The following is a 22609-nucleotide window of genomic DNA, read 5'->3' as shown; positions in this document are numbered from 1 at the left end:
GGCAACACTAATAGACCACTAACAAATCAAGGAAAGGCCAAAGCCCTAAGAACACTGACAAAAGCGCCACGCAGGCAAAAAACCTCAAACCTTAATCCTCATCATCCGTCCAAGGAATATCAACATCAGAAATAAAAGCCACCGTCGCAAACGGCCCCCCATCCTGCCGCCCGATCTTCCCATCAGCCCGTTGCCATTCAACTCTAAAGACCGTCGCCGGATCATCGGCAATCAACCGCACCGTCCGAATCTCATCCGGGTCCTGCTCCTCAACAGGACCATCAAGCGACACTTGCAATTCCTGCGGCCACAGCCCATCAGTCGGATCGTAAATCCTGTCGCCGTCCGGGATCAGCGTGAATGCCTCCACGCCAATCGTCGCCGATGCCTCGACGATCATCTTGCCCAACGCGCGCAGCAACGCCGTCGCCCGTGCCGAGTTGGCCTGGCGAATTGCAAGATCCCCGCGCGTCAGCGCCTGCTCAAGTTTTGGGTTTGTTTTTTGTTGCGCCATTCGATGTCCTGAGTCCTATCGCTCTGTTGTGGGCGGCACGCCCATTCATCGCGCGCCGTGCTCCATTTTTCGGGCTGAATCCTACCACTGGTATGGGCTACAGCACCGCCAGCCGTGCAGTAGAGGCCGACCAGCCCGCCCCGTCCCCACAGTTTAGGTCGTGATTCGCCGTCCGGCAGGGAGATTTGCCTTTCAACGCGCTTCGCCGCGCTTTCGAGCCGGCTTTGGCACCGCAGCATTCGTGGACCTGGCGCCGCCGATTTCTGCGATCAGGTGGTCGCGGAACGCCTTCACCGACGGCGGCAACTCCCGCCCAGCCATCGTCTGAACCTGGATGCTGCGCTGGCGCAACTGCGGATGCGTCAGCGGCATCGCGACGAAGCCGTCGCCGGCGTAACGGTCGCGCACCGACAGCAGCCCCGTGAACATGATCGCCCCGGACTTCTGCGCGTAACGGTACATCGCGCCGCTATTGTTGCAGGTGAGATCGGGCTCGAGCAGCACGCCTTCAAGCGCGCAAGTGATATCGATCAACTGCCGGATCGTCGTGCCAGGCTCCGGCAGCACCAGCGGATAGCGCTGCAGGTCGGCGAGCGAAACCTTCGCGCGCCCGGCCAGCGGATGATCGGCGCGCAGCAACGCCAGCACCGGCGCGCGCTCGGTGTGTTCAACCTTGACGCCCTTTTCCGGCGCGAGACTGAACGTCAGCGCGAGATCGGCATCGCCATCGCGCACCCGGCGAGTGGCCTCGCCCGGTGGCATCACGGAGAGCGTGAAGTCGATCCCCGGGTAGTGGCGACGGAACGCAGCCATCGCGCTGGGCAGGAAATCCGCGGCAAAGCCCTCCGAACTGGCGACCTTGATCATGCTGCCATGCAAGGCCTCGAGGCCGCCGATCTCCTTCATCACATGCTCCGCCTCGAGCAGGCTGCGCTGTGCATAGGCGAGCAGACGCTCGCCCGCTTCGGAGAGCGACATGCCGCGCGGCCGCCGCTCGAACAGCGCAACGCCGAGGTCGCTTTCGAGCCGCGCGATCTGCCGGCTGATCGCCGACACGGCCACATGCAGCCTCGCGGACGCATCGCTAATCGAGCCGGTGCGCGCCACTTCGACGAAATAGCGCAATGCGATGCCGTGTAATGAAAGTGCCATGAGCGACGCCTTTTGCAAGCGGATGTGGCCGTGTGCCAGTGTATCGAGCTTTGCCTTTTCGGCAACGCAAGCTTCGAAAGATGATCATTGTGACAAAAATATCGGCCTCCTAGAATCGTTTCGAAGTTGATGGCCGCGAACCCGACGTGCCACGCACGACGCCGCGTCGCCACTATCCCCCGCACCCCGCATCGGAGACAGATATGAGCCGCAACCAGGCCATCGAACACGCAACGCATCATTTCGAATCAGGCGCTTTCCTCGAGAACCTCAACCGGCGCGTCGGATTTCGCACGGAAAGCCAGGAAAACGATCGCGCGGCTACGTTGCTGTCGTATCTGACCGATGAGATCACGCCCGAAGTCGAAGGGCTCGGCTTCAGCACACGCATCGTCGATAACCCGGCGGAAGGATTCGGGCCGTTCCTGTTCGCCAATCGTCACGAAGACGACAGTCTGCCCACCGTACTGATCTACGGCCACGGCGACGTCGTGCGCGGCTACGACAGTCAATGGCGCGCGCCGCTGACACCTTGGGCCGTGACGATCGAAGGCGAACGCTGGTATGGCCGCGGCACCGCCGACAACAAAGGCCAGCACACCATCAATCTCGCCGCGCTGGCGAGCGTGCTGGCCGCGCGCGACGGCAAGCTCGGCTTCAACGCAAAGCTGCTGATCGAGATGGGCGAGGAAACCGGCTCGCCGGGGCTCGACGCGATCTGCCACAAACATAAAGAAGAACTGGCCGCGGACGTGCTGATAGCCTCCGATGGCCCGCGTCTCGCCGCGCGCCGCCCCACCGTGTTCCTCGGTTCGCGCGGCTCGGTGAACTTCAAGCTCTCGCTAAATCTACGCGACGGCGCGCATCACTCGGGCAACTGGGGCGGTTTGTTGCGCAACCCGGCCACCGTGCTGGCGAACGTGCTTGCAAGCCTCGTCGATGCGCGTGGCGTAATCGCTGTCGACGGCTTGCGTCCGCCGCCGATTCCGGAAGCGGTGCGTCGCGCATTGGCGGATATCACGGTAGGCGGCGGTCCGAACGATCCGGCCGTCGACGATAACTGGGGCGAGCCCGGTCTCACGCCGCCAGAACGTGTGTTCGGCTGGAACAGCTTCGAAGTGCTGGCGTTCAAGGCCGGCAATCCCGAGAACCCGGTCAATGCCATCCCGTCGTCGGCGTTCGCGCATTGCCAGTTGCGCTTCGTGGTCGGCACCGACTGGGAAAACCTGGAACAGCACCTGCGCAAGCATCTGGATGCGAATGGCTTCTCGTTCGTCGAGATCAGCGTCGAGCGCGGTGCGCCGGCCACGCGTCTGAATCCCGACGATCCGTGGGTCACGTGGGCCATCGCTTCGCTCGAACAGACCACCGGCAAGAAGACGGCCGTGCTGCCGAATCTCGGCGGCACGCTGCCCAACGAAGTGTTCGCCGACACGCTCGGACTGCCGACCATCTGGGTGCCGCATTCGTACCCGGCCTGCTCGCAGCACGCGCCGAACGAGCATCTGCTCGGACCGGTGGTGCGCGAGGGTCTGCAGATCATGGCTGGGCTCTTCTGGGATCTCGGCGAGAACTCGCCGCGCTCGACCGCAACGACCCCACAAGCCGCGGCCTAAGCGATCAACGCAGTACGCCTGCCGCCAACCCGCAGTTAACTGTTAGCCGCATCCGCCACGAGACACGCCACGATGAGCACGTCCACCTTGCAAGCCAGCGCCGCGCGGCCGTCCGCCGCAAAGGTCCATCGCATCATTCTCGCGGCGTCGATCGGCAATGCGCTTGAATGGTTCGACCTCGTCGTCTATGGATTTTTCGCGGTGACGATCGCGAAGCTGTTTTTCCCGGCGAGCACCGAAGCAATTTCGTTGATGCTCACGCTCGGCACCTTCGGCATCTCGTACATGATCCGGCCGCTCGGCGGACTCGTGCTCGGCTCGCTCGCGGATCGTGCGGGGCGCAAGGTGTCGCTGCTGCTGTCGATCGGCTTGATGATGATCGGCACGTTGACGATCGCCGTGATGCCGCCGTACGCCGCGATCGGTCTATGGGCGCCAGCCGGCATCATGCTGTCGCGACTCGTTCAAGGCTTCTCGGCGGGTGGCGAGTTCGGCGCTTCCACCGCGTTTCTGGTCGAGCATGCACCCGAGCGGCGCGGCTTCATGGGTAGCTGGCAGTTCGCCAGTCAGGGCATGGCGACGCTGCTCGCCTCCGGCTTCGGCGCGTTGCTGACGAGCCAGCTCACATCGGCGCAACTCGAATCGTGGGGCTGGCGTATTCCGTTTCTGTTCGGCCTCGCGATCGGCCCGGTCGGCTTCTATATTCGCCGCTACGTGGACGAAGGCGCCGAGTTCAACACGGAGCCGAAAACCCGCACACCGCTGCGCGATCTGTTCGGCACGCAGAAGGTGCGCATGCTGCTCGCGGTCGGCTCGCTGGTTATTTCGACCGCGGCCAATTACATGATTCTGTACATGCCGACCTATGCGATCAAGCAACTGCATCTGCCCGCTTCGACCGGCTTCTCAGCGACGCTCGCAACGGGAATCGTGCTGACGGTGCTCACACCGTTCGCCGGCCACCTGTCCGATAGCCTGGGACGCATCCGCATCATGGCCGTCGCCGCGACGTTGATGCTGCTGACTGTCTATCCGACCTTCGTGTATATGAATGCGCATCCGTCGTTCGCCACGATGCTGCTGGCGTTGATCTGGATCGGCGTATTGAAGGCGACGTACTTCGGCGCACTGCCTGCGCTGATGTCGGAGATTTTCCCGACGCAGACACGCGCAACCGGTCTCGCGGTCAGCTACAACATCGGCGTGACGGTGTTCGGCGGCTTTGCGCCCTTCGTGATCACCTGGCTGATCGACGCGAGCGGCAACAAGCTCGCGCCCGGCTTCTATCTGATGTTCTGCGCGGTGGTGAGTTTGCTGGCGCTCAATGCAGTGCGCTCGACGCTGAAGATTCGTTGAGCGAGCCTCGGCGACGTTGATTGAATTCGAGGCAAGCAAGGCGCGGATCAACTCGCCTTGCCGCCCCAGCAGCTACATCAAGGCGCCGGATTAGGCTGCAATTCATGCAGCTTATCGATCTCCGCGAGCACTTCCGGCGAAAGTTTCACCTCGGCACTGGCGATGTTTTCCTTCAACTGATCGAGCGACGTCGCGCCGATCAGATTGCTCGTCAGGAACGGTCGGCTATTGACGAAGGCCAGCGCGAACTGCGCGGGCGACAAACCGTGACGCTTCGCCAGCTCCACATAGCGCGTAGTTGCCTGAATCGCCTGCGGCTTGCTGTAGCGTTGAAAGCGCTCGAACAACGTGATACGGGCGCCGTCCGGACGCGCGCCGCCTTCATACTTGCCCGACAACCAGCCAAAGGCCAGCGGCGAATACGCAAGCAGACCAATGTTGTCGCGATGCGCGTATTCGGACAGACCCACTTCGTACGTGCGGTTCAACAGGCTATACGGATTCTGGATACTGACGATGCGCGGCAAGCCGAGCTTTTCCGCCGCACGCAGAAACTGCGCGACACCCCAGGGCGTTTCGTTCGACACGCCGATATGGCGAATCTTGCCCGCCTTGACGAATTCGGCGAGCACCGACAGCGTTTCTTCGATCGGCACCGTATATTCATCATCGACCCACGGATAGGCGGGACGGCCGAATGTCATCGTGCTGCGATCCGGCCAGTGCAGCTGATACAGATCGACGTAGTCCGTTTGCAGACGCTTCAGGCTATCGTTGAGCGCTTCGGTCAGGTTCTTGCGGTCGAACTGGTTGCCCTCGCCGCGAATATGACGCGGGTTGTGCGGCTGACGCGCCGGGCCGGCGATTTTGGTGGCCAGCACGATCTTCTCGCGCGCGCTGCGATGCTGTGCGATCCACGTGCCGATATAGCGCTCGGTCGAGCCTTGCGTCTCGGGACGTGGCGGCACCGGGTACATTTCCGCGGCGTCGATCAGATTGACGCCATGATCGAGCGCGTAATCGATCTGCGCGTGCGCTTCCTGCTCGGTATTCTGCTCGCCCCATGTCATGGTGCCGAGACCGATCAGGCTAACCTTCACATCCGAGTCGCCGAGTCTGCGGTATTCCATTGAACCTGTCCTGTTGATTGTGAAAACGGAAAGCGCTGACGTTACCATGCCCGCGCGAAGCCTGCAGCGCAGCTAAAATGCTGCTTCAGCGGGCGCTCACACCACCTCGCTCAATGAACTCTCCGTCGACCCACTTGCGATGAATCCCGAACACCTCGAACTGCTGGTCACGCGCGTGATGCCTTACGGAAAATACAAAGGCCGGCTGATCGCGGATCTGCCCGGCCACTATCTGAACTGGTTTGCGAGCCAGGGCTTTCCACCGGGCGAAATCGGCCGTCTGCTGGCGTTGATGCACGAGATCGATCACAACGGTCTGTCCTCGCTGATCGAGCCGTTACGTAAGCGCTGAGAGCGACGCCTTCGGCAAATGCCAGCCATAGGTGACGGCCTGCACACGCAAGATGAAGCACACCGCGCCGCCTGCCAAAGCCGCGACGCCCGGCGGCAAGCCGGCGCGCCGCGCGATCACCACAACGAATGCGCCGGCGAAAGCAGCGGTCGCATAGATGTCGGCATGCAGCACCAGCGGCACGCGCGCCATCAGGACGTCGCGGATCACGCCGCCACCCACACCGGTGATGGTGCCCATCAGCATCGCGATAAACGGACGGATTCCGAACAGCAGCGCTTTCTCTACGCCCGCGACAGCAAAGAGCGCGAGACCGGCGGCGTCGAGCACGGTAATCAGCGCGACAGGAAACTGCTGCACTGTCGAATGGAAAATGAACGTGAGCAGACCGGTGACGAACGTCAAGGCCGGATAACGCCAGTCGCGTATCGCGTTAGGCGGTGAGTCGCCGATCAACAAGTCGCGGATCACCCCGCCGCCGAGCGCCGCGACAAACGAGATCACCATCACGCCCAGCAGATCGAGACCGCCGCGCATCGCGCTCACCGCGCCCTCGATTGCGAAAACAACCGTGCCGGCCAGATCGGCCGCGAGAACGAGCGTTTCGACTTTCGGCTTTATTTTTTGTATCGACAATGTCGGCATCGACGCATCATCCTTTCTGTCTACGAGTAGGCGAAAAGGTATAGCGAAATGCGCCGCGCCGGGTGGAAAATTTGCGCGGCGGAATACAGGCGCACGCCTCGCGCCGACTATTTCGCGAGACGAGGTCTGCCGAGCCCGCTTTCTTCCCTCGGCAGGCAACCCATGGCGCTCAGATGCATCAGCAGACGGCCGACTGCCTCTTCGATCGACATCCGATCGGTTTCGATCATGACATCGGGGTCGAGCGGCACATCGTACGGTCCTGAAACACCCGTGAAATTGGGTATTTCACCGCGCCGCGCACGCACGTAGAGGCCTTTGACATCGCGCGCTTCGCACACGGTCAGCGGCGCATTCACGAACACTTCGACGAAACCAGCGCCGACGATCTCGCGAGCCATGCGCCGATTCTCATGCTCGGGCGAAATCACCGCGGCAATCGCGATGAAGCCCTGTTGCATGACCAGCGCCGCGACGTGCGCGATCCGCCGCAGATTTTCGGCGCGGTCTTCGGGCGTGAAGCCGAGGCCCGCGGTCAGGCCGCGCCGCAGCACGTCGCCGTCGAGCACGATCGAGGCATGTCCGGCTTCTTTGAGACGTTGATGCAAGGCCTCGGCCACGGTCGATTTACCGGCGCCGGACAAGCCGCTCATCCAGATGACGGCTCCACGCGTTGCGCTCACGATTTCCGCTCCGTCCCGTTGGCCATCGCCCCGGCATCTCCCAGAGGCGCCCTTTCGTGTCCGCTGACGCTGCCGGCGGGCGCCAACTCCGGTCCGAGACCGTCGAACAAGGGCTGCAGCAGCGCCTGCTGCGGTTGCCAGCGCTGCAGCGACGTCCTGTAGAGCGGACGGCGCACCTGTGCCGCGCTCGCCGTGTTCACTTGCCGCGTAGTCTCGTGAAACGCCAGACAGCGCTCGTCCCAGTCGAGCCCGCAATGCGCGAGCAGGCGGCGGACATTCCCTTCGAAATCGTCGATCAATTCTTCGTATTTGACTTCGATCATCGTGCCCTCGGGTAACACGCGTTGCCAATGGGCCATCAACGCGCCGTACGCACGATAGTAGCGGCCCAGTTCACCAAGATCGTAGCTGAACGGCACGTCATGAAAAATTCGAGAAAAAATCGACAGACAAGTTTGCAATGGCGAGCGGCTGCTATGAATGAAGCGCGCATTCGGCAACGCCAGATGAATCAGCCCGACGTTGATGAAATTGAACGGGTATTTGTCGGTGAAGCGTGCGTAGCCTTGCGTTGCGTTTTGCATTTCCGGCAGTGACGTCCGCATGCGGCGCAAATAGTCGGCGCCGAGCGTGCGCAATTGCGCTGGGCCGACGCCCTGCAAGGCTTCGATATCGATACGCAAGGGATCGTCGAGATCGCGGCCGATGCAGTTCACCAACGCCTCGCCGAATTCCGTGCGCTCACCCGCGCCGAAAACCTGCGGATGACTCGCGAGAATCTGTTCGATCAGTGTCGACCCCGAGCGTGGCATGCCGACGATAAAGATCGGTGCGTCCGACGCATCGCCCTGACCGCGCCTCGCCGCCAGCACCTCTGAAGTCAGGAGTTCCGGCAAATGCGCGAACAGACCGAGCGACGCGGCTTCGTCATAACGCACGCCGGTGCGGTACAGCGCGTTGCCCTTCAGGAAGTGTTCGAACGACGCATCGTTGCGCCCCAAATCAGACAGCGCCTGACCATACGCGAAGTGGATCTCCGCCTGATTGGCGGGTGTGAGCGAGGCGGCATCGCCGACGAGTTGCTCCAGCGCGGCGAACACCGGATCGTCGGCGCCAAGGCGCCTGGACTGCACGAAGTTGCGGTAGTACAGCGGCACCCGCGGAGCGGCCTCGATCGCGCGGCGATAGGCTTCGTGAGACTCGTCGAAACGACCGAGAGACTGCAAGCAGTTGCCCATGTTGTTGTACGAACCATCGGCTTTGGGATTCAGCCGGACTGCTTCGCGATACGCGTCTACCGCCTGCTCGAGTCGATGCATCTGTTCGAGCGACCACCCGAGGCCGTGACGTAAATCGGTGTTGCGCGGATCGAGCCCGATCCCTTCGTGATAGCGAACGACGGCTTCGGGAAAGCGGTTCAGCGCAGCGAGCGTCGCGGCGAGACGCTCAAGCACGACGACATCAGCGGGATCGAGCGAGCGCGCTGCGTCGAAACATTGGAGTGCGGCCTCAAGATCGCCGCGAGCGGCACAGGCGTCGCCTTCGGCGCGCCATGCTGATGCGGTCGCAGGCTGTGGATCGTGCTTCATTGACGGCCAGGTTCTTGCAGGCTTCGCATCAAGCGGCCCGGGCAATGTGGAGTGCGTTCTTCTTCGTCCAGCGTCAGCAGCAGCATGAGTCTGGATTCAAAGGGAAATTGTCTGACGGGAAAGTATCAGGCGCGCCCTACAGTTACGTTGCAAAAATTTAACCAACTGTTACAGCACGATGAATCCGTCATAGTCTGGAAGGATTGCGCAACGGGCGGCCGCTATGGCGTTGGGTTGCGGTGCATGCGTCGCGGAAGCCAGGCGGTAAATGCGGGCAGTAATTTGCGGACACAAATCCTGCTGAACTCCCGGCTGCGCCGTTTTTCTCATTCACATACGTGGGAGAAAATCGTGAGCAGGCTTATTGCATCAATCGCGATGTTAGCTGTGGCGGCAAGTCTCACCGGGTGCGTGGTCGCGCCAGGATACGACTATACCTACGCGCAGCCCTATTACCCCGGCTACGGTTATGCCTACGGGCCGGCGTATGGACCGGCTTACGGTGCGGTCGACATCTGGGGTGGTTGGGGTGGCTCGTGCTGTTACTACCACGGGCATGACGGAGGCTGGCACGGCGGAGGCTGGCATGGTGGGGGTTGGCACGGAGGCGGCGGCTGGCATGGCGGCGGGGGCTCCCACGGCGGCAGCGGGGGCAGTTCGTGGAGCAGCGGCGGCCATAGTGGGGGGCATGGGCATTGATGCGGTGAGCGGCAGTTGACCTGCCCTCGCCTTGCCCAATCTGCGGACCGAACGGGAGATTTTATGCCTTGCGGTAAAATCGGGTTTTGATTGATGCCGTCCGTCCGCCCCATGTCTTCAGCTCAAACTCCCAGTCCACGCCGCGTTTCCGTCGCGCCCATGATGGACTGGACCGATCGCCACTGCCGCTCGCTGCATCGCGTGATATCGCGTCATACGTGGCTTTACACCGAAATGGTCACCACCGGCGCGTTGCTGCACGGCGATGTGCCGCGCCATCTGGCGTTTACGCCCGAAGAAGCGCCGGTCGCCTTGCAACTCGGTGGCAGTGAGCCTGACGACCTTGCGCGCTCGGCCAAGCTCGGTGAGCAATGGGGCTATGACGAGATCAATCTGAATTGCGGCTGTCCGTCCGAGCGCGTGCAGCGCGGTGCGTTCGGCGCTTGCCTGATGAACGAGCCGAAACTCGTCGCCGATTGCGTGAAGGCGATGCGCGACGCGGTGTCAGTACCGGTGACTGTCAAGCACAGAATCGGTGTCGATGCGGTCGAGGAATATAGCTTCGTGCGCGACTTCGTCGGCACGATCGCGGATGCCGGTTGCAACGTATTCGTCGTGCACGCGCGCAATGCGATTCTCAAGGGCCTGAGCCCGAAAGAGAACCGCGAGATTCCGCCGCTTAAGTACGACTACGCGTATCAGTTGAAGCGCGACTTCCCGCATCTGGAGATCATCATCAATGGCGGTATCAAAACGCTTGATGAGGTAGAGACGCATCTTCAGCATATCGATGGCGTGATGCTTGGGCGTGAGGCATATCACAATCCTTATGTACTCGCAGATGTAGATGCACGCTTCTATGGTTCGACAGATGCACCGCTCACGCGCGAGCAGATCGAGGCAAAGCTGATCGAATATTGCGTGGCTGAAATGGCACGCGGCACGTACCTTGGTTCCATCACGCGTCACGCGCTTGGCCTCTATCGTGGTGAAGCCGGGGCACGTGGATGGCGTCGCGTGTTGTCCGATAGCAAGCGTCTTGCGGCGCGCGATCTGACCATCTTCGATGAGGCAAGACAGCATCTGCGTGAGCCCGTCGAAATTTTTGAATAAAGGACTAGGCAAACGGGATTCTTGTTCGTATAATCTCGTTTCTTCATCGACGAGCCAAGTTTCTCAGCAATGAGTTGCCGGCAAGTCAAGCAGATGTCAGTGGTGGCTGTAGCTCAGTTGGTAGAGTCCAGGATTGTGATTCCTGTTGTCGTGGGTTCGAGCCCCATCAGCCACCCCAAAGAATTCAAGCAGTAAAAAGTTTGACCAAACGGCGTTGTGAGAAATCACAACGCCGTTTTTGTTTTACCTCGCGCTTTGCGACGCCGCGAGGGTTTCAATTGGGAAAGAGAAGCGGATCAAACCAGCCGCACTTCCAGGCGCCTGCCAAGAACGGCGAATGCAGACTCGACCATCTCGATCTTCGATGAATGGCGGAAATTCAAAAGACGATCGACCTGCACCTGGTTGACCTTCAATCGACGCGCCAACTCCGCCTTACGCACGTTCTGTTGCAGCATTTCGTTTGCAAGCAGGACCTTCGAGGTCACGAGAGCAGGAAGCGTTACGACTCGCTGGCCACGCTTTGCCTTCGACGGCAAAGGAATGAACCGCTTTTCCGAAAAGTAGATCTCAAGTGCGGCCTCCAGTGCGTCGAGGGCCTGCACGTCTGCATCATCTTCGTTCTCTCCAACGGTGATCGCTTCAGGCACGTCCGGAAACGTGACGAGGAGCGTGCCATTAGAATCCGGCGTCAGCTCGATGGGGTACGACAACATTACGGTTCTCCAGTGGGACTGCTTCAAGAAAAACACAAAGCCTGCGATTATCGGGAGAGGCCGTCCGCCTCTCCTGCTCATTTAATACCAAGCTGCCTCTTGATCGCCGCGACGAGATGGGTGCCCATTTCCTTGGCGCCGTGATCCGGGAAGATGGTTGTCTTGCCGTTGAGCGTGACCCGGTAGTGACTTGAGCCGCTCCTGTGCTTTTCAAAAGTCGCACCTTGTTTCTTCAGCCACTTCCTAAACTCGCTGTACTTCATGTTCCTCCTCTTGTTGAGCAAGACGAGGAAGAATACAACACAAATGTTGTATCAAAAAACTAAAAAACACAACATCTAAGTTGTATCTTTTTGGGACGTAAGCAGGGCACGAAAGGGAACATCGGGCTTGCGCAATAACTGCAAGCGGCATCGGCGTGCGCTGCGGCCATGATGCAGCGGCGTGATACGAATCAGCGCATTTAATGGCCGGGCGGCAGGCATCCCAAGCGTCGAATACAAGCGCGGTTGGCTAGTAAACACCACCAATAACCCGCCCTCCCAATCGGGTCTTTGCCCGCCGAAAACGCTTGACAGACGGGGTCGGACCACGGCTGATGCCTGTCGCACAACCCTCCGCTCGATTATTTCAATACCGAGAATAGTAATTTCAGATTATCGGTACAAATTTTCAATAGTAGGGGTATACACTGCCTTCCATCGACGTTGCAGACACACCTCACCGGCTCCTGCGACGCCTTCCTGAATGAAATCGAAACTTATCGGAGTCACACCATGAAGACCAAGCTCATCGCCGCCCTGTTGGTTGCTGTTTCTGCCTCGATCGCTGCTCCCGCATTCGCTAGCGGCTACGGCCCGGCACCGTTCTACCGTCCGTCGGTCGGCGCACCGGCTTCGCAACAAGGTCAGAACGCGCAAACCGTTGCAGCTGAACGCGCTAATGCCGATTCGAATGCATACGGTGGCGTGAACACCGTGTCGTCGCAATCGGGTACGCGTGCACCGGCTGAATCGGGCCCGCAATCGGTTTTCTTCGGCCACTAATCGGTCGCCGTTGAAGGTTGCCGTTCACAAGACGGCCGCCGAACTGGGCGCCGCGCATGCAGCAATGCATGTCGGCGCCCAGTTCCGTTTACGGGGCAGCCGCTCCCGCGGCATCAAGGCACGCCCCTTTCGTCATCACGCCTCGCGCACCTCCTCTCTCGGCGCTTCAGAAAAACGAATCCGGTTACCAAACGGATCAATCGTCTCCAGCTCTTTGCCCCACGGCACCTCCTCAATACCCGGTTTCCCGTACTTGTAATCTTTGCGCTGAAGTTCGGCATGCAACGCGTCGATGTCCTGCACCCGCACGAAAATCGTCGAGCCTGGCGTCGCGTCGCCGTGATGCTCGCTCAGATGCAAAATCAGGTCGGAGCGGCGCACCTGCATGTAGAGCGGAAAATTGGCCTCGAAGCGGTGTTCCCAGTCGACGGTGAAGCCGAGAAAGTCCACGTAAAACTCTCTGGCTTTCTCTTCAGAAAAGATGCGGATGATCGGAATGGCAGGCGACAGGTGCACAGCGGTCTCCAGCAAGGCGAAAGATCGTCAGCTTAATCGAATGCGCTTGCCGGCCCACGTGCTTGTGGCGCTTGTGGCTATGAGGCGAACCCGGCATCGATCGTTTCGCGCGCCGCCTTGAAGCCCGCGAGAGCCGCGGCATGCTCGGTGGACCACAGCGTGTCGACGTGCACAAGCCGCCAGTCAACTACCACCGCATCGTTGCGCAACACCCGGAAATGCGCTTTGACGCCGGTGAGCACCTGTTCAACCGCGACTTCAATCTCGTAGTCCTGATAGCGCTCCTGGTAGTCGCCCATGTCGAGGCCCTTCGGCTCCATGATCGCCTCCTTGGTGTCTTGCGTGCCCTTGAATGTTGGCGGCCATACTTTTCCACCGGGCCGTCGTTACGGCTCGGAGCATGCACCGGCCCGCCCTCGCCTGACGATCAGTCGCAATCGCCAGAAAGGTACTGCCGGCCGCTACAGGTGATTTCGACTTCGCCGCCGCTTGCTTCTGCAGCGAGCCCGTTTGTCAGCAACTCCGCCGTGACGGATTGCTCAAACTTCGGCATGGGCTGTCCGACGCCGACATCATTCAGGCGCCGCAACGCTTCAACCGCTTCCGGACTTAATGACTTCGACATGGCCGTCTCCGTCGTGGTGCTCAATTCATCCTAGCAAGTTTCGCGGATGCACGCAGGGGCGCGTCGAGGCATACGGGTTGCGTGCCGTACAGATGTGTCGCGTCAGCAAACCGGCAAGCGGTATCGGAAAGGAGGACGAGATGGAGCGAAACAGAAACAGAATGGCGGCGCTGACGGCGGGCGTCGCGCTCGCGATGTTTGGCGCAGTCGGCACGGCGGCGTTCGCACAAACGCCGAACCCGGCGCCAAAAACACCAGCGGCGTCGCAGAACGGCGGCGCCTCGATGGTCAAGCCGCCCGAGGCGGCCCCCGATTCAGGCGGTTCGAGCAATCCGGACAATATGCCCATCAAGCGTCCGCGCCAGGCGACCAACGACAGGATGATGCACGAGCCGCCCGCCAGCGGCGCCAACGCAAAATAGCGTCGGCGCGCATGACGGTACGAGCTGCGCGGCCAGTGCAGTCGCGCTTACAGGCGCGCGATCGACACCTCCGTCGACTTCACCAGCGCGACCACTTCCGAGCCGACCTTCAGGTCGAGTTCGTCGACCGAACGCGTGGTGATCACCGAGGTGACGATACCGAACGGCGTCTCCACATCGACCTCGGACACCACCGACCCGCGGATGATTTCCTTGACCTTGCCTTTGAACTGATTGCGTACGTTGATTGCGGAAATGGTCATATCGAGTGACTCCAGAAAAGCGATTGAAAACAGTCAGTCAAGGGATGTCAGACGGCCCAGCGGACGTCTGTCGGCCGCGTGAGGCGGCCCTCGTCACGTGCGTCGTAAGCGCGATGGGACAGCGCGTCGTCATTCGGCGCCGTCTTCAGTACGCGTTGCAACACATGTTCTTCCAGCGCGGCAAAACCGGCCGACGCACGCGCCCGTGGGCGCGCCAGCGGCACCGGCTGATCGAGCGCGATGCGCCCTTCTTCGATCAGCAGAATCCGGTCGCCGAGCGCGACGGCTTCGTGCACGTCGTGCGTTACCAGCAACGCGGTAAATTGATGTTCGCGCCACAGGCGTTCGATCAGCGCGTGCATTTCGATGCGCGTCAACGCGTCGAGCGCGCCGAGCGGTTCGTCCAGCAGCAGCAATTGCGGCCGATGCACCAGCGCACGCGCGAGCGCCACACGCTGACGCTGGCCGCCGGAGAGCTGCGCGGGCCAGTCGTTGGCGCGTTCCAGCAAGCCGACTTCGTCGAGCACGGCGCGCGCATCTTCACGGGCGCTGCGGCCGAGGCCAAGCATCACGTTTTGTAGCACGCTCTTCCAGGGCAGAAGCCGCGCGTCCTGGAACATGATGCGCGTGTCGAGCGGCTGGCCGTCTTCGGCGCGCTTTTCGAGCACGCCCGTCGTCGCCTTCTCCAAACCCGCCACCAGGCGCAACAAAGTCGATTTCCCGCAGCCGCTGCGGCCGACGATCGCCACGAAACTGCCGCGCTCGATCGACAAATCAAAATCGGACAGCACCGTGCGCTCGCCGTACTGCTTGCCGACGCCGCGCAATTCGACCGAAAAATCGCCAGAGCGGCTGGCGTCGTTGCGCGCCGATGCACCGGTCGCCGCAGGCACGGCATCAGCGCGCTGGCGATCGTGCGCCGGGTCCGCACGGTCGAAGCCGGCAGCCTCGTCCGCGTTGTGATCGACAGTACGCGGTTGCGCCAGTTCGGCTTCGAGATCGCTGCCCGCGATACCGCCGAACGAGCTCGACAATGTCGTTGCGCTCATGTTTTCGCTCCTCGTTGATAGGCAGGATGCCAACGCAGCGACACACGCTCGAGAGTCTTGGCCAGCACGTCGGCAAGTTTGCCGAGCGCCGCGTACAGCAGGATGCCCACCACCACCACATCGGTTTGCAGAAATTCGCGGGCGTTCATCGTCATGTAGCCGATGCCCGACTGCGCGGAAATGGTTTCAGCGACGATCAGCGTGACCCACATCAGCCCGAACGCAAACCGCACGCCGACCAGAATCGAGGGCAACGCCCCCGGCAAAATCACATGCCGGTACAGCGCGAAGCCCTTCACGCCGTAGCTGCGCGCCATCTCGATCAGGTTGGCATCCACCGAACGGATGCCATGAAACGTGTTCACGTAGACCGGAAAAAACACCCCCAGCGCGACGAGAAACACCTTCGCCTCTTCTTCGATACCGAACCACAGGATCACCAGCGGGATCATCGCCAGCGCGGGAATGTTGCGAACCATCTGCACCGTCGAATCGAGCGCGATTTCAGCGGGTTTGAAGAGACCCGTCGCGAGGCCGAGCACGAGTCCAATGCCGCCGCCGATCGTAAAGCCCGACACCGCGCGCCACGTGCTGACCTTCACGTCCGCCCACATTTCGCCGGACTGGATCAGCGACCATGCGGCCTTCACGACCGCGAGCGGTTCGGGCAGCACACGCGTCGAAAGAATGCCGCTGCGCGCGGCGAATTCCCACGCCAGCAGAATCGCCAGCGGCACGAGCCACGGCGCGAGAGGCGCGCCGATGCGCCGCAATGCGCCGACGAGGCCCGCGCCGAAAGCCGCGCCCGAGCCTGCCTGTGTGCCTCGTTCCGCACTCACAGTGGATTGAGCCATGATGATTGTCCTCGTTGCTTATCGATGGGCGTCATTGCCGAACCGGGCGCAAGCGCTCAGCTCGAACTTGCCGCCTTCGGCAGATAGTTGTTGCCGACGATCTCGCCGAACGGCCCCGACAGCGGACCGCCGGCGACCTTGCTTTGATGGCCCGGCAGCAGCGGGAACACCAGTTCAGCGAAGCGATACGACTCTTCGAGATGCGGATAGCCGGACAGGATGAACGTGTCGACACCGAGCGCCGCGTACTCGTTCATCAGCGCGGCCACCTGCTCGGGATTGCCGACCAGCGCCGTCCCCGCACCACCGCGGACGAGACCGACGCCCGCCCACAGATGCGGATATACCTCGAGTTCCGCGCGTCCGCCGCGCTTGCCGCCGTGCAACGCGGCCATGCGGCGCTGTCCTTCGGAATCCATCTTCGAGAACGAAGCCTGCGCACGGGAAATGGTTTCGTCGTCGAGCTTGCTGATCAGCTTGTCGGCGGCAGCCCATGCTTCTTCTTCGGTCTCGCGCACGATGACGTGAAAGCGAATGCCGAACTTGATCTTGCGGCCACGCGCTTCGGCGCGGGCGCGAATGTCGGCGATCTTCTTCGCGACGGCCGCGGGCGGCTCGCCCCACGTCAGATACGTGTCGATGTGATCGCCCGCGATGTCGTGAGCAGCCGCCGACGAACCGCCGAACCACAGCGGCGGGTGCGGGTTCTGCACCGGCGGATACAACGCCTTGCCACCCTTCGAGGTCAGATGCTTGCCGTTGAAATCGATCGAATCGTTGGTATGCGCGGCCGTCAGCAGCTTGCGCCAGATATGCAGGAATTCGTCGGTGATTTCATAGCGCGTGTCGTGATCGACGAACACGCCGTCGCCTTCCAGTTCAGCCGAATCGCCGCCCGTCACGACGTTGATCAGGAGACGCCCATTCGACAGGCGGTCGAACGTCGCCGCCATGCGCGCCGCCAGACCCGGCGACGAAATGCCCGGACGGATCGCCACCAGAAACTTCAGACGTTTGGTCGCGGCGATCAGGCTCGACGCGACGACCCATGCGTCTTCACACGAACGGCCGGTCGGCAGCAGCACGCCCTCGTAGCCGAGCGTGTCGGCGGCGACGGCGATCTGCTGGAAATAGTCGTAATCCGCTGCGCGTGCGCCTTGGGACGTACCGAGATAGCGGCTATCGCCGTGAGTCGGAATGAACCAGAACACATTCATTTGCTGCTCCTGCTTGTTCGAAACTGGATTGAATGGAAACGGTGCGTCGAGTGAACGCGCGTACGCCGGCCGCGCGCATCCCTCCGGCACAAGAGCCGGAGACGCAGGCGCAAAAAAGGAACGGAAAAACTGCGGCGAAAAGCGGACTAGTTCCGACAGCGCATCCGCAAGCGCGTGTGTGCCATGGAGCGGCTGAAGATCGGCATCAGGCAGGACATCGCGACGGCTTCCCTCGACCAGACGTGCGCGTGATGCGCTCGATTAAATGGGCGACGGCGGCAAACACCGTCTGCATGGAGAAACAGTCTATGGATCGAGGCGCGGCTTTTGAACGATTTTTTTTAGCTTAGGTTTTCCACTTTCGTGATTAGCCCGACGCTAAAGCATACGGATGTTGCGCCTTACCTACGCTGGAAGCGGGGTACCCCTATATATAATGGCGCCACGTTTCCAATAATCCGGTGCAGGCCGCGTGAACCACGCAGCCTGATCTCTCGCGGTGCAATGCATGCAAAAACTCATCCTGCCGTTCGTCGCCGGTTTTCTGGCTTCCCTGTTTTTTCATGAATCGACTCTGGCGCTGCTGCACGCAGCCGGTCTGATCGACCCAACCGGTTTTTCAACCGCGCCGTTTTTGCCGCTCGGGCTGCCGGAGTTTATTGCCAATGCGATCTGGAGCGCATTCTGGGCTGTGCTCATGGCGTGGCTGTTGCGCGTTGCACCGGGGCGCCGCGCGCCGTGGGTGCCCGCCTTCGTGTTCGGTGGTCTCGCGTTGACGGCGGCGAGCGTGTTTGTGGTCGATCCGTTGCGCGGCATCTGGCCGAGCGGCAACATGCTGCCGCGCCTCGCGGTGGGTTTCGCGGCGAACGCGATGTGGGGCTGGGGCGCGCTGGTGTTCATGCGCGCATTCATGGCGAGCGAAGACGAAGACTGAGGGTCTTACTGGTGCCTGCTTAACCGCGCAGATCGTGCAACGGGTGTTCGTTTGCCGGCCACGGGCTTTCGAACATCTTCGCCACATCGGCGGCGCTCACGTCTTCGATGCGTGCAAAACGCCAGCGCGGCGCGTTGTCCTTGTCGATAATGCGTGCGCGAATCCCTTCAATCGTGTCGCCATGCGCGAAGCACGTGCGCGTCAGATCGAGATCGCCGCGCAGCACGTCGGCCATCGAACCCTCCGCGCGCGTCACCACTTCCAGCGACACAGCCATCGACAACGGCGAACGTTCGCGTAACACGGCAATCGTCTGCTCAGCCCAATCGGCAGAATCGCCGCCGTGCTCGCGTTCCTGCTCCAGCGACGCGAGAATCCGCGTCATGTCGGGTAACGCGAAATGCCGATCGATCAACGCGCGCGTGCTCGCGAGCGGTGAAGCGTCGGGCTCCGGCGCGACCTGATGCCTGGCGGCCTCACGCTCGATACACGCCACCACGTCTGCACCTCGTTCAAACGGCTCGCTGCGCAATGTATCGACTAGCGCGGGCAATGCCGCGTCGTCGATATAGGCGTCGGCGAGACCTGCGTAGAGGGCGTCTGCTGCGCCGATCGTCTCCCCTGTGACCGCCAGATATCGGCCGAGCGCGCCCGGCGTGCGCGCCAGAAACCAGCTCGCGCCGACATCGGGAAAGAGGCCAATGCGGGTCTCCGGCATCGCCATCTTCGTCGAGTTTGTCACCACCCGCAGGCCGCCGGTACGATGCGCGCCCTGCGAAATCCCCATGCCGCCGCCCATCACGACACCGTTCGTCAAGGCGATATACGGCTTCGGGTACGTGAAAATCGCGTGATTGAGCCGGTATTCCTCGGTGAAAAACGTATCGCGCGCATCATGCTCGCCGCGCTGCGCCGACTCGTACAGAAAGCGCACATCGCCGCCCGCGCAAAACGCGCGCGGATGCTGGCTGCGCACTACTACGGCAAGCACGTCGGGATTTTCGCGCCACTGCTCGAGCGCCGCGTGCATCGCGAGAATCATGCCGGTAGACAGCGCGTTGAGCGCCTTCGGTCTTTCCAGTTCGATGAAGCCGATGCCGTTGGCTACGTAAGTCGCGACTTCGTCGCTGACGGCGGGCGAGGCGGAAATAGACATGGAGAGCTTGGCGCGATGGCGCGAAATGAACCGGAACTGAACGTTATCACGCGCTCGCGGCTTTGGGCTTGGTGGCGGGTTTGACGCCCGTCTCAGCGGGCGATTCTGCGTGCGCTTCGGAGTGCGATTGCGCTGGCGCTTCAGCGGACTTTTTCTTGCCGGCACGCGTGGATTTTGCGGCGCCTTGCGGTTGCCCGGCGGGTTGCGTACCTAGCCAGGTATCAAGCGCGACGCCCACCACCGTATCCAGCGGCGCGCTCGGAAACACGGGGCATGTGAGGTTGAGCGCGACGATGCCATGCAGGGTCGCCCAGAACGCCTCCGCCCACACGGCCACGTCCATCGATGCAGACAAGCGCCCTGCTGCTTTCAACTCTTCGAGCGCGCGCAGCATGATGTGTAACGCGGCATCGCCGGGGTCGTCGTCTGATTTCGCGGGCGCGAGGTTCGCTTTTCCTGAGGCGGTTGTTCCTGCTGCGGCTGTCCCAGCGACCGTAGCCTCCGCCGTTTCGTTCGCGGCACCAGCGCCTGCATCCACGACCGCTGCCAGCGCCCCATCCACACCCTTGCGAGCCGCACCAGCCGCCCCGCCCAGCGCCGCGCCCGTGTAGCTCGGGTCTTCCATGAAGATCAGCCGGTAGGTTTCCGGATGCGCAACACCGAATGCCACATACGCACGCCCGAGCGCCTTCAGGCGTTCAGCCGGATCGGCGATCTGCGCGAGCGGCACGAAGGTAGCCAGCAATTGCGCATAACCTTCAGCACACAAGGCCTGCGCAATTTCATCGCGGCTCGCGAAGTGAAGGTACAGCGTGGCGGGTGAATACTCGATGGCGTCGGCAATCTTGCGCATCGAAAGCGCAGCAAAGCCTTCGCGCATCACGATGCGCCGCGCTGCATCGAGGATGCGTTCGCGCAGCGCCTGTTTCTGACGGCTTTTTCGTTCGACGATTCCCATGCCGCGCATTTTCGGCTTGACAAACTGAAAAGTCAAATTAAACTGAACACCGTTTACTGAACAGTGTTCACTAAATTCTCATCGATCAGACAAGCTCATCCAGGCGCGATGCGGCGCCGTCTTCAGGAGTCGTTCATGCAAGCTACAGGGAAAGTGGGTTTATTCGGTGCTGCCGGCGCCGCCGGTCAAATCATCGGGGCGGCGCTGAGCGCGGCGGGCCGGGATTATCGGGTAGTCGGCCGCTCGCGCGCGCCGCTCGAGGCGGCCTTCGGCCACGACCCGCATGCGGAAATCGTCACGTGGAATCCGGACGACCCGGCTTCGATCAGCGCCGCTGCGGCCGGTTTGCAGACGGTGATCTACCTGGTGGGCGTGCCCTACGATCAGTTCGCCTCACATCCGCCTCTCATGCAAAAAACCCTCGACGGCGTGACGGCGGCAGGCGTCGAACGCTTCATTCTGATCGGCACCGTGTATCCGTACGGCCGCGCGCGCAGCAATCCGATTAACGAAGATCATCCGCGTGAGCCCCATACGTTCAAAGGCAAGATGCGGCTCGAGCAGGAAAAACTGGTGCTGGCGGCACACGGACGCGCGAGCGGGTCGACCAGTTTGTCGACCCTGGTGCTGCGCCTGCCGGATTTCTACGGCCACTGCATCGAACGCAGCCTGATCAACGGCATATTCGAGGGCGCGGCGCACGGCAAGCGCGCGCAGGTGATCGGGCCGGTCGATGTGCCGCACGAATTCATCTACCTGCCGGATATCGGCCCGGTGGTCGAGAAACTCACACGTACGCCGGAAGCGTACGGCCGCTGGTGGCATCTGGCCGGCACGGGCACGATCACGCAGCGCGAAGTGGCGAGACAGGCCTATGCGCTGGCGGGCCGCGAGCCGAAACTGATGGTGGCCGGCAAGACGCTGCTGCGCGTGTTCGGCCTCTTCAATCCGATTATGCGAGAACTGGTGGAGATGAACTACCTGATGACCGAGCCGGTTGTGCTCGACGACTCGGCACTGACACAGTTGATCGGCCCGATCGCCAAAACCTCGTACAAAGACGGTATCCGGCAAGCGTTCGACGCCGCGCGCGCAGCGGCATCGGTGAATACGGACACGCACCGGGACGCCGCGAAAACCGCCTGATTGTCGATGTGGACGGCTTTCGCAAGCGAGCGGATGTGAAGCGCGTGATTCGTGCGTGTGCGAACGAACAGGATCAGCCCGCCATATTGCCGGGCGGAAAGTGGCCGCTCTTGAGCAGGACAGGCGTGCCATTGCTGATCTGCAAATGTTCGCGCGCAACCGCCTCGATGCGCGGACGCCCGGCGTCGAACGCGCGCATCCAGCCGTCGAGATCCTCGGTGTACGCGCCGAAGTGGTCTTCGAGCGCCTCGACGGAGATCGCGCACGGCACCGGTTCGCCGTCCACAAGCGCGCGAAAGACCACCGTCAGATTGGAGTCGCGGTAAGCGGGCGCGTCCGCGGGAAACCGAATTTCCATGGTCGCCTCATCAGAAGGATCCGGCAGGAAATGGACACCGGGGAGAACCGGCCGCCCCCGGATATGCCCGATATGTTACTCGCGCGCCTGGACCGCGGTCCACCCTCCAGCGTCTGCCCGATCAACGGCGCGCGCCCCATGCCCGTAAGCTACGGATGCAAATCGACACACCGGATTGCACTTGTGCCGACTACCCCTGTCGAACTGGTTCACCGGCACGATCCGTGCTGACGCAATGACGCCATTTCGAGGTCAACGAGCACAGTATGGGAAAATATTTTCTGCAGAACCACGAACTGCCTGAGCCGGATGCGGCAAACACCTGGTTTGCCTATGCCGAAAGCCACGGCATCGACATTCCTAAAGCCATTAGCATCTGGGAAGACGCAGCGACCGAAAGCGGCTCGGAAAGCCGCCAAATGGTCCGCGCGGCAGGCATCACGATCGAAACGCCTTAACCTTGTGGGCACACCGCCGGTGTGCGTGGCGAGTCTCGATAC

The 22609-nt window shown here is 61.7% G+C and carries 28 protein-coding genes and 1 tRNA gene; 11 read left to right on the top strand and 18 right to left on the bottom strand.

Going from position 1 to position 22609, the window contains the following annotated elements; translation table 11 throughout:
- Positions 1-91 precede the first annotated feature (91 nt).
- Together M0D68_RS28715 and M0D68_RS28710 are read right to left on the bottom strand one after the other, a co-directional pair.
- Complete coding sequence (locus M0D68_RS28715; RefSeq protein WP_093632601.1) at positions 92-514, bottom strand: hypothetical protein; 423 nt, start codon at positions 512-514, stop codon at positions 92-94.
- Between the two features lie 192 nt (positions 515-706).
- A complete protein-coding gene (locus M0D68_RS28710) occupies positions 707-1666 on the bottom strand; it encodes a LysR family transcriptional regulator (protein ID WP_266226056.1) in 960 nt (319 codons plus the stop codon).
- Between the two features lie 203 nt (positions 1667-1869).
- Here M0D68_RS28710 and M0D68_RS28705 point away from each other — a divergent pair, with 203 nt between their 5' ends.
- Together M0D68_RS28705 and M0D68_RS28700 are read left to right on the top strand one after the other, a co-directional pair.
- A complete protein-coding gene (locus M0D68_RS28705; RefSeq protein ID WP_266211583.1) occupies positions 1870-3282 on the top strand; it encodes a M20 family metallopeptidase in 1413 nt (470 codons plus the stop codon).
- A gap of 72 nt (positions 3283-3354) precedes the next feature.
- On the top strand, positions 3355-4638 hold the full coding sequence (locus M0D68_RS28700) for an MFS transporter (protein WP_093632598.1): 1284 nt from the start codon (positions 3355-3357) through the stop codon (positions 4636-4638).
- Between the two features lie 77 nt (positions 4639-4715).
- Here M0D68_RS28700 and M0D68_RS28695 read toward each other — a convergent pair whose 3' ends face one another.
- Positions 4716-5768: an NADP(H)-dependent aldo-keto reductase gene (locus M0D68_RS28695; RefSeq protein WP_093632597.1), complete on the bottom strand. Its 1053-nt coding sequence runs from the start codon at positions 5766-5768 to the stop codon at positions 4716-4718.
- Positions 5769-5907: 139 nt separating this feature from the next.
- On the opposite strand from M0D68_RS28695, the gene M0D68_RS28690 reads away from it, so the two are divergent.
- Positions 5908-6120: a DUF3820 family protein gene (locus M0D68_RS28690; protein ID WP_006048800.1), complete on the top strand. Its 213-nt coding sequence runs from the start codon at positions 5908-5910 to the stop codon at positions 6118-6120.
- Here M0D68_RS28690 and M0D68_RS28685 read toward each other — a convergent pair.
- The 3 genes from M0D68_RS28685 to M0D68_RS28675 all read right to left on the bottom strand — a co-directional run bounded on the left by M0D68_RS28685 (position 6106) and on the right by M0D68_RS28675 (position 9037).
- Complete coding sequence (locus M0D68_RS28685; RefSeq protein WP_266226054.1) at positions 6106-6765, bottom strand: trimeric intracellular cation channel family protein; 660 nt, start codon at positions 6763-6765, stop codon at positions 6106-6108. The two genes, M0D68_RS28690 and M0D68_RS28685, sit on opposite strands and share 15 nt — an antisense overlap.
- 107 nt (positions 6766-6872) lie before the next feature.
- Positions 6873-7448 carry an adenylyl-sulfate kinase gene (gene cysC, locus M0D68_RS28680; protein WP_266226053.1) on the bottom strand — a complete coding sequence of 192 codons (576 nt, stop codon included), beginning with the start codon at positions 7446-7448 and terminating at the stop codon, positions 6873-6875.
- Positions 7445-9037, bottom strand: a complete 1593-nt coding sequence (locus M0D68_RS28675; RefSeq protein ID WP_266226052.1) for a sulfotransferase — start codon at positions 9035-9037, stop codon at positions 7445-7447. The genes cysC and M0D68_RS28675 overlap by 4 nt, the downstream gene beginning before the upstream one ends.
- A gap of 351 nt (positions 9038-9388) precedes the next feature.
- Here M0D68_RS28675 and M0D68_RS28670 point away from each other — a divergent pair, with 351 nt between their 5' ends.
- The 3 genes from M0D68_RS28670 (at position 9389) to M0D68_RS28660 (ending at position 11027) form a co-directional block, all read left to right on the top strand.
- A complete protein-coding gene (locus M0D68_RS28670) occupies positions 9389-9736 on the top strand; it encodes a hypothetical protein (protein ID WP_266226051.1) in 348 nt (115 codons plus the stop codon).
- Positions 9737-9847: 111 nt separating this feature from the next.
- A complete protein-coding gene (dusA, locus tag M0D68_RS28665; protein ID WP_266226050.1) occupies positions 9848-10849 on the top strand; it encodes a tRNA dihydrouridine(20/20a) synthase DusA in 1002 nt (333 codons plus the stop codon).
- A 102-nt stretch (positions 10850-10951) separates the two neighbouring features.
- Positions 10952-11027: transfer RNA gene (locus M0D68_RS28660), tRNA-His, on the top strand.
- 118 nt (positions 11028-11145) lie between these two features.
- Here M0D68_RS28660 and M0D68_RS28655 read toward each other — a convergent pair.
- On the bottom strand, positions 11146-11565 hold the full coding sequence (locus tag M0D68_RS28655; RefSeq protein WP_054034585.1) for a type II toxin-antitoxin system HicB family antitoxin: 420 nt from the start codon (positions 11563-11565) through the stop codon (positions 11146-11148).
- Positions 11566-11642: 77 nt separating this feature from the next.
- Entirely contained in the window at positions 11643-11828 is a 186-nt protein-coding gene (locus M0D68_RS28650) for a type II toxin-antitoxin system HicA family toxin (protein WP_054034691.1), read from the bottom strand.
- 513 nt (positions 11829-12341) lie between these two features.
- Between M0D68_RS28650 and M0D68_RS28645 the strand changes: the two genes are divergently transcribed.
- Positions 12342-12611 carry a hypothetical protein gene (locus M0D68_RS28645; RefSeq protein ID WP_093632578.1) on the top strand — a complete coding sequence of 90 codons (270 nt, stop codon included), beginning with the start codon at positions 12342-12344 and terminating at the stop codon, positions 12609-12611.
- Positions 12612-12746: 135 nt separating this feature from the next.
- Here the strand turns inward: M0D68_RS28645 and M0D68_RS28640 are convergent, their stop codons facing one another.
- The 3 genes from M0D68_RS28640 to M0D68_RS28630 form a co-directional block, all read right to left on the bottom strand.
- Positions 12747-13127, bottom strand: coding sequence for a glyoxalase superfamily protein (locus tag M0D68_RS28640; protein WP_093632577.1), 381 nt, complete (start codon positions 13125-13127; stop codon positions 12747-12749).
- 77 nt (positions 13128-13204) lie between these two features.
- Positions 13205-13447, bottom strand: coding sequence for a DUF6566 family protein (locus M0D68_RS28635; protein WP_266226049.1), 243 nt, complete (start codon positions 13445-13447; stop codon positions 13205-13207).
- A 107-nt stretch (positions 13448-13554) separates the two neighbouring features.
- Complete coding sequence (locus M0D68_RS28630) at positions 13555-13752, bottom strand: hypothetical protein (protein ID WP_054034588.1); 198 nt, start codon at positions 13750-13752, stop codon at positions 13555-13557.
- A gap of 140 nt (positions 13753-13892) precedes the next feature.
- Between M0D68_RS28630 and M0D68_RS28625 the strand changes: the two genes are divergently transcribed.
- On the top strand, positions 13893-14174 hold the full coding sequence (locus M0D68_RS28625) for a hypothetical protein (RefSeq protein WP_211701667.1): 282 nt from the start codon (positions 13893-13895) through the stop codon (positions 14172-14174).
- Between the two features lie 47 nt (positions 14175-14221).
- Here M0D68_RS28625 and M0D68_RS28620 read toward each other — a convergent pair whose 3' ends face one another.
- The 4 genes from M0D68_RS28620 to ssuD are packed head-to-tail and all read right to left on the bottom strand — an operon-like array spanning position 14222 to position 17557.
- Positions 14222-14437 (bottom strand): molybdopterin-binding protein, encoded by a 216-nt coding sequence (locus M0D68_RS28620; RefSeq protein ID WP_054034589.1) that lies wholly within the window; start codon positions 14435-14437, stop codon positions 14222-14224.
- A 47-nt stretch (positions 14438-14484) separates the two neighbouring features.
- Complete coding sequence (locus tag M0D68_RS28615; RefSeq protein WP_266226048.1) at positions 14485-15486, bottom strand: ATP-binding cassette domain-containing protein; 1002 nt, start codon at positions 15484-15486, stop codon at positions 14485-14487.
- On the bottom strand, positions 15483-16340 hold the full coding sequence (gene ssuC / locus M0D68_RS28610) for an aliphatic sulfonate ABC transporter permease SsuC (RefSeq protein ID WP_054034591.1): 858 nt from the start codon (positions 16338-16340) through the stop codon (positions 15483-15485). Before ssuC ends, M0D68_RS28615 begins: the two co-directional genes overlap by 4 nt.
- A 56-nt stretch (positions 16341-16396) precedes the next feature.
- Positions 16397-17557: an FMNH2-dependent alkanesulfonate monooxygenase gene (gene ssuD / locus M0D68_RS28605; protein WP_200653638.1), complete on the bottom strand. Its 1161-nt coding sequence runs from the start codon at positions 17555-17557 to the stop codon at positions 16397-16399.
- 508 nt (positions 17558-18065) lie between these two features.
- Between ssuD and M0D68_RS28600 the strand changes: the two genes are divergently transcribed.
- The gene (locus M0D68_RS28600; RefSeq protein ID WP_097392287.1) at positions 18066-18491 is read left to right on the top strand and encodes a hypothetical protein; all 426 of its coding nucleotides are present in this window, start codon (positions 18066-18068) and stop codon (positions 18489-18491) included.
- Between the two features lie 19 nt (positions 18492-18510).
- Here M0D68_RS28600 and M0D68_RS28595 read toward each other — a convergent pair whose 3' ends face one another.
- The gene (locus M0D68_RS28595; RefSeq protein ID WP_200620436.1) at positions 18511-19647 is read right to left on the bottom strand and encodes an enoyl-CoA hydratase/isomerase family protein; all 1137 of its coding nucleotides are present in this window, start codon (positions 19645-19647) and stop codon (positions 18511-18513) included.
- Positions 19648-19693: 46 nt separating this feature from the next.
- Positions 19694-20605 carry a TetR/AcrR family transcriptional regulator gene (locus tag M0D68_RS28590; RefSeq protein WP_211701669.1) on the bottom strand — a complete coding sequence of 304 codons (912 nt, stop codon included), beginning with the start codon at positions 20603-20605 and terminating at the stop codon, positions 19694-19696.
- A gap of 135 nt (positions 20606-20740) precedes the next feature.
- On the opposite strand from M0D68_RS28590, the gene M0D68_RS28585 reads away from it, so the two are divergent.
- Positions 20741-21751, top strand: coding sequence for an NAD-dependent epimerase/dehydratase family protein (locus M0D68_RS28585; protein WP_266211577.1), 1011 nt, complete (start codon positions 20741-20743; stop codon positions 21749-21751).
- A 73-nt stretch (positions 21752-21824) separates the two neighbouring features.
- Here M0D68_RS28585 and M0D68_RS28580 read toward each other — a convergent pair whose 3' ends face one another.
- Positions 21825-22109, bottom strand: a complete 285-nt coding sequence (locus M0D68_RS28580) for a DUF1488 domain-containing protein (protein WP_200620433.1) — start codon at positions 22107-22109, stop codon at positions 21825-21827.
- Positions 22110-22375: 266 nt separating this feature from the next.
- On the opposite strand from M0D68_RS28580, the gene M0D68_RS28575 reads away from it, so the two are divergent.
- Complete coding sequence (locus M0D68_RS28575) at positions 22376-22567, top strand: hypothetical protein (RefSeq protein WP_093632567.1); 192 nt, start codon at positions 22376-22378, stop codon at positions 22565-22567.
- Positions 22568-22609: the final 42 nt, after the last annotated feature.

Source organism: Paraburkholderia sp. SEWSISQ10-3 4, from assembly GCF_030464785.1.
GTDB classification, from domain to species: domain Bacteria; phylum Pseudomonadota; class Gammaproteobacteria; order Burkholderiales; family Burkholderiaceae; genus Paraburkholderia; species Paraburkholderia aspalathi.
This window is presented reverse-complemented; position numbering and strand designations above follow the sequence as displayed.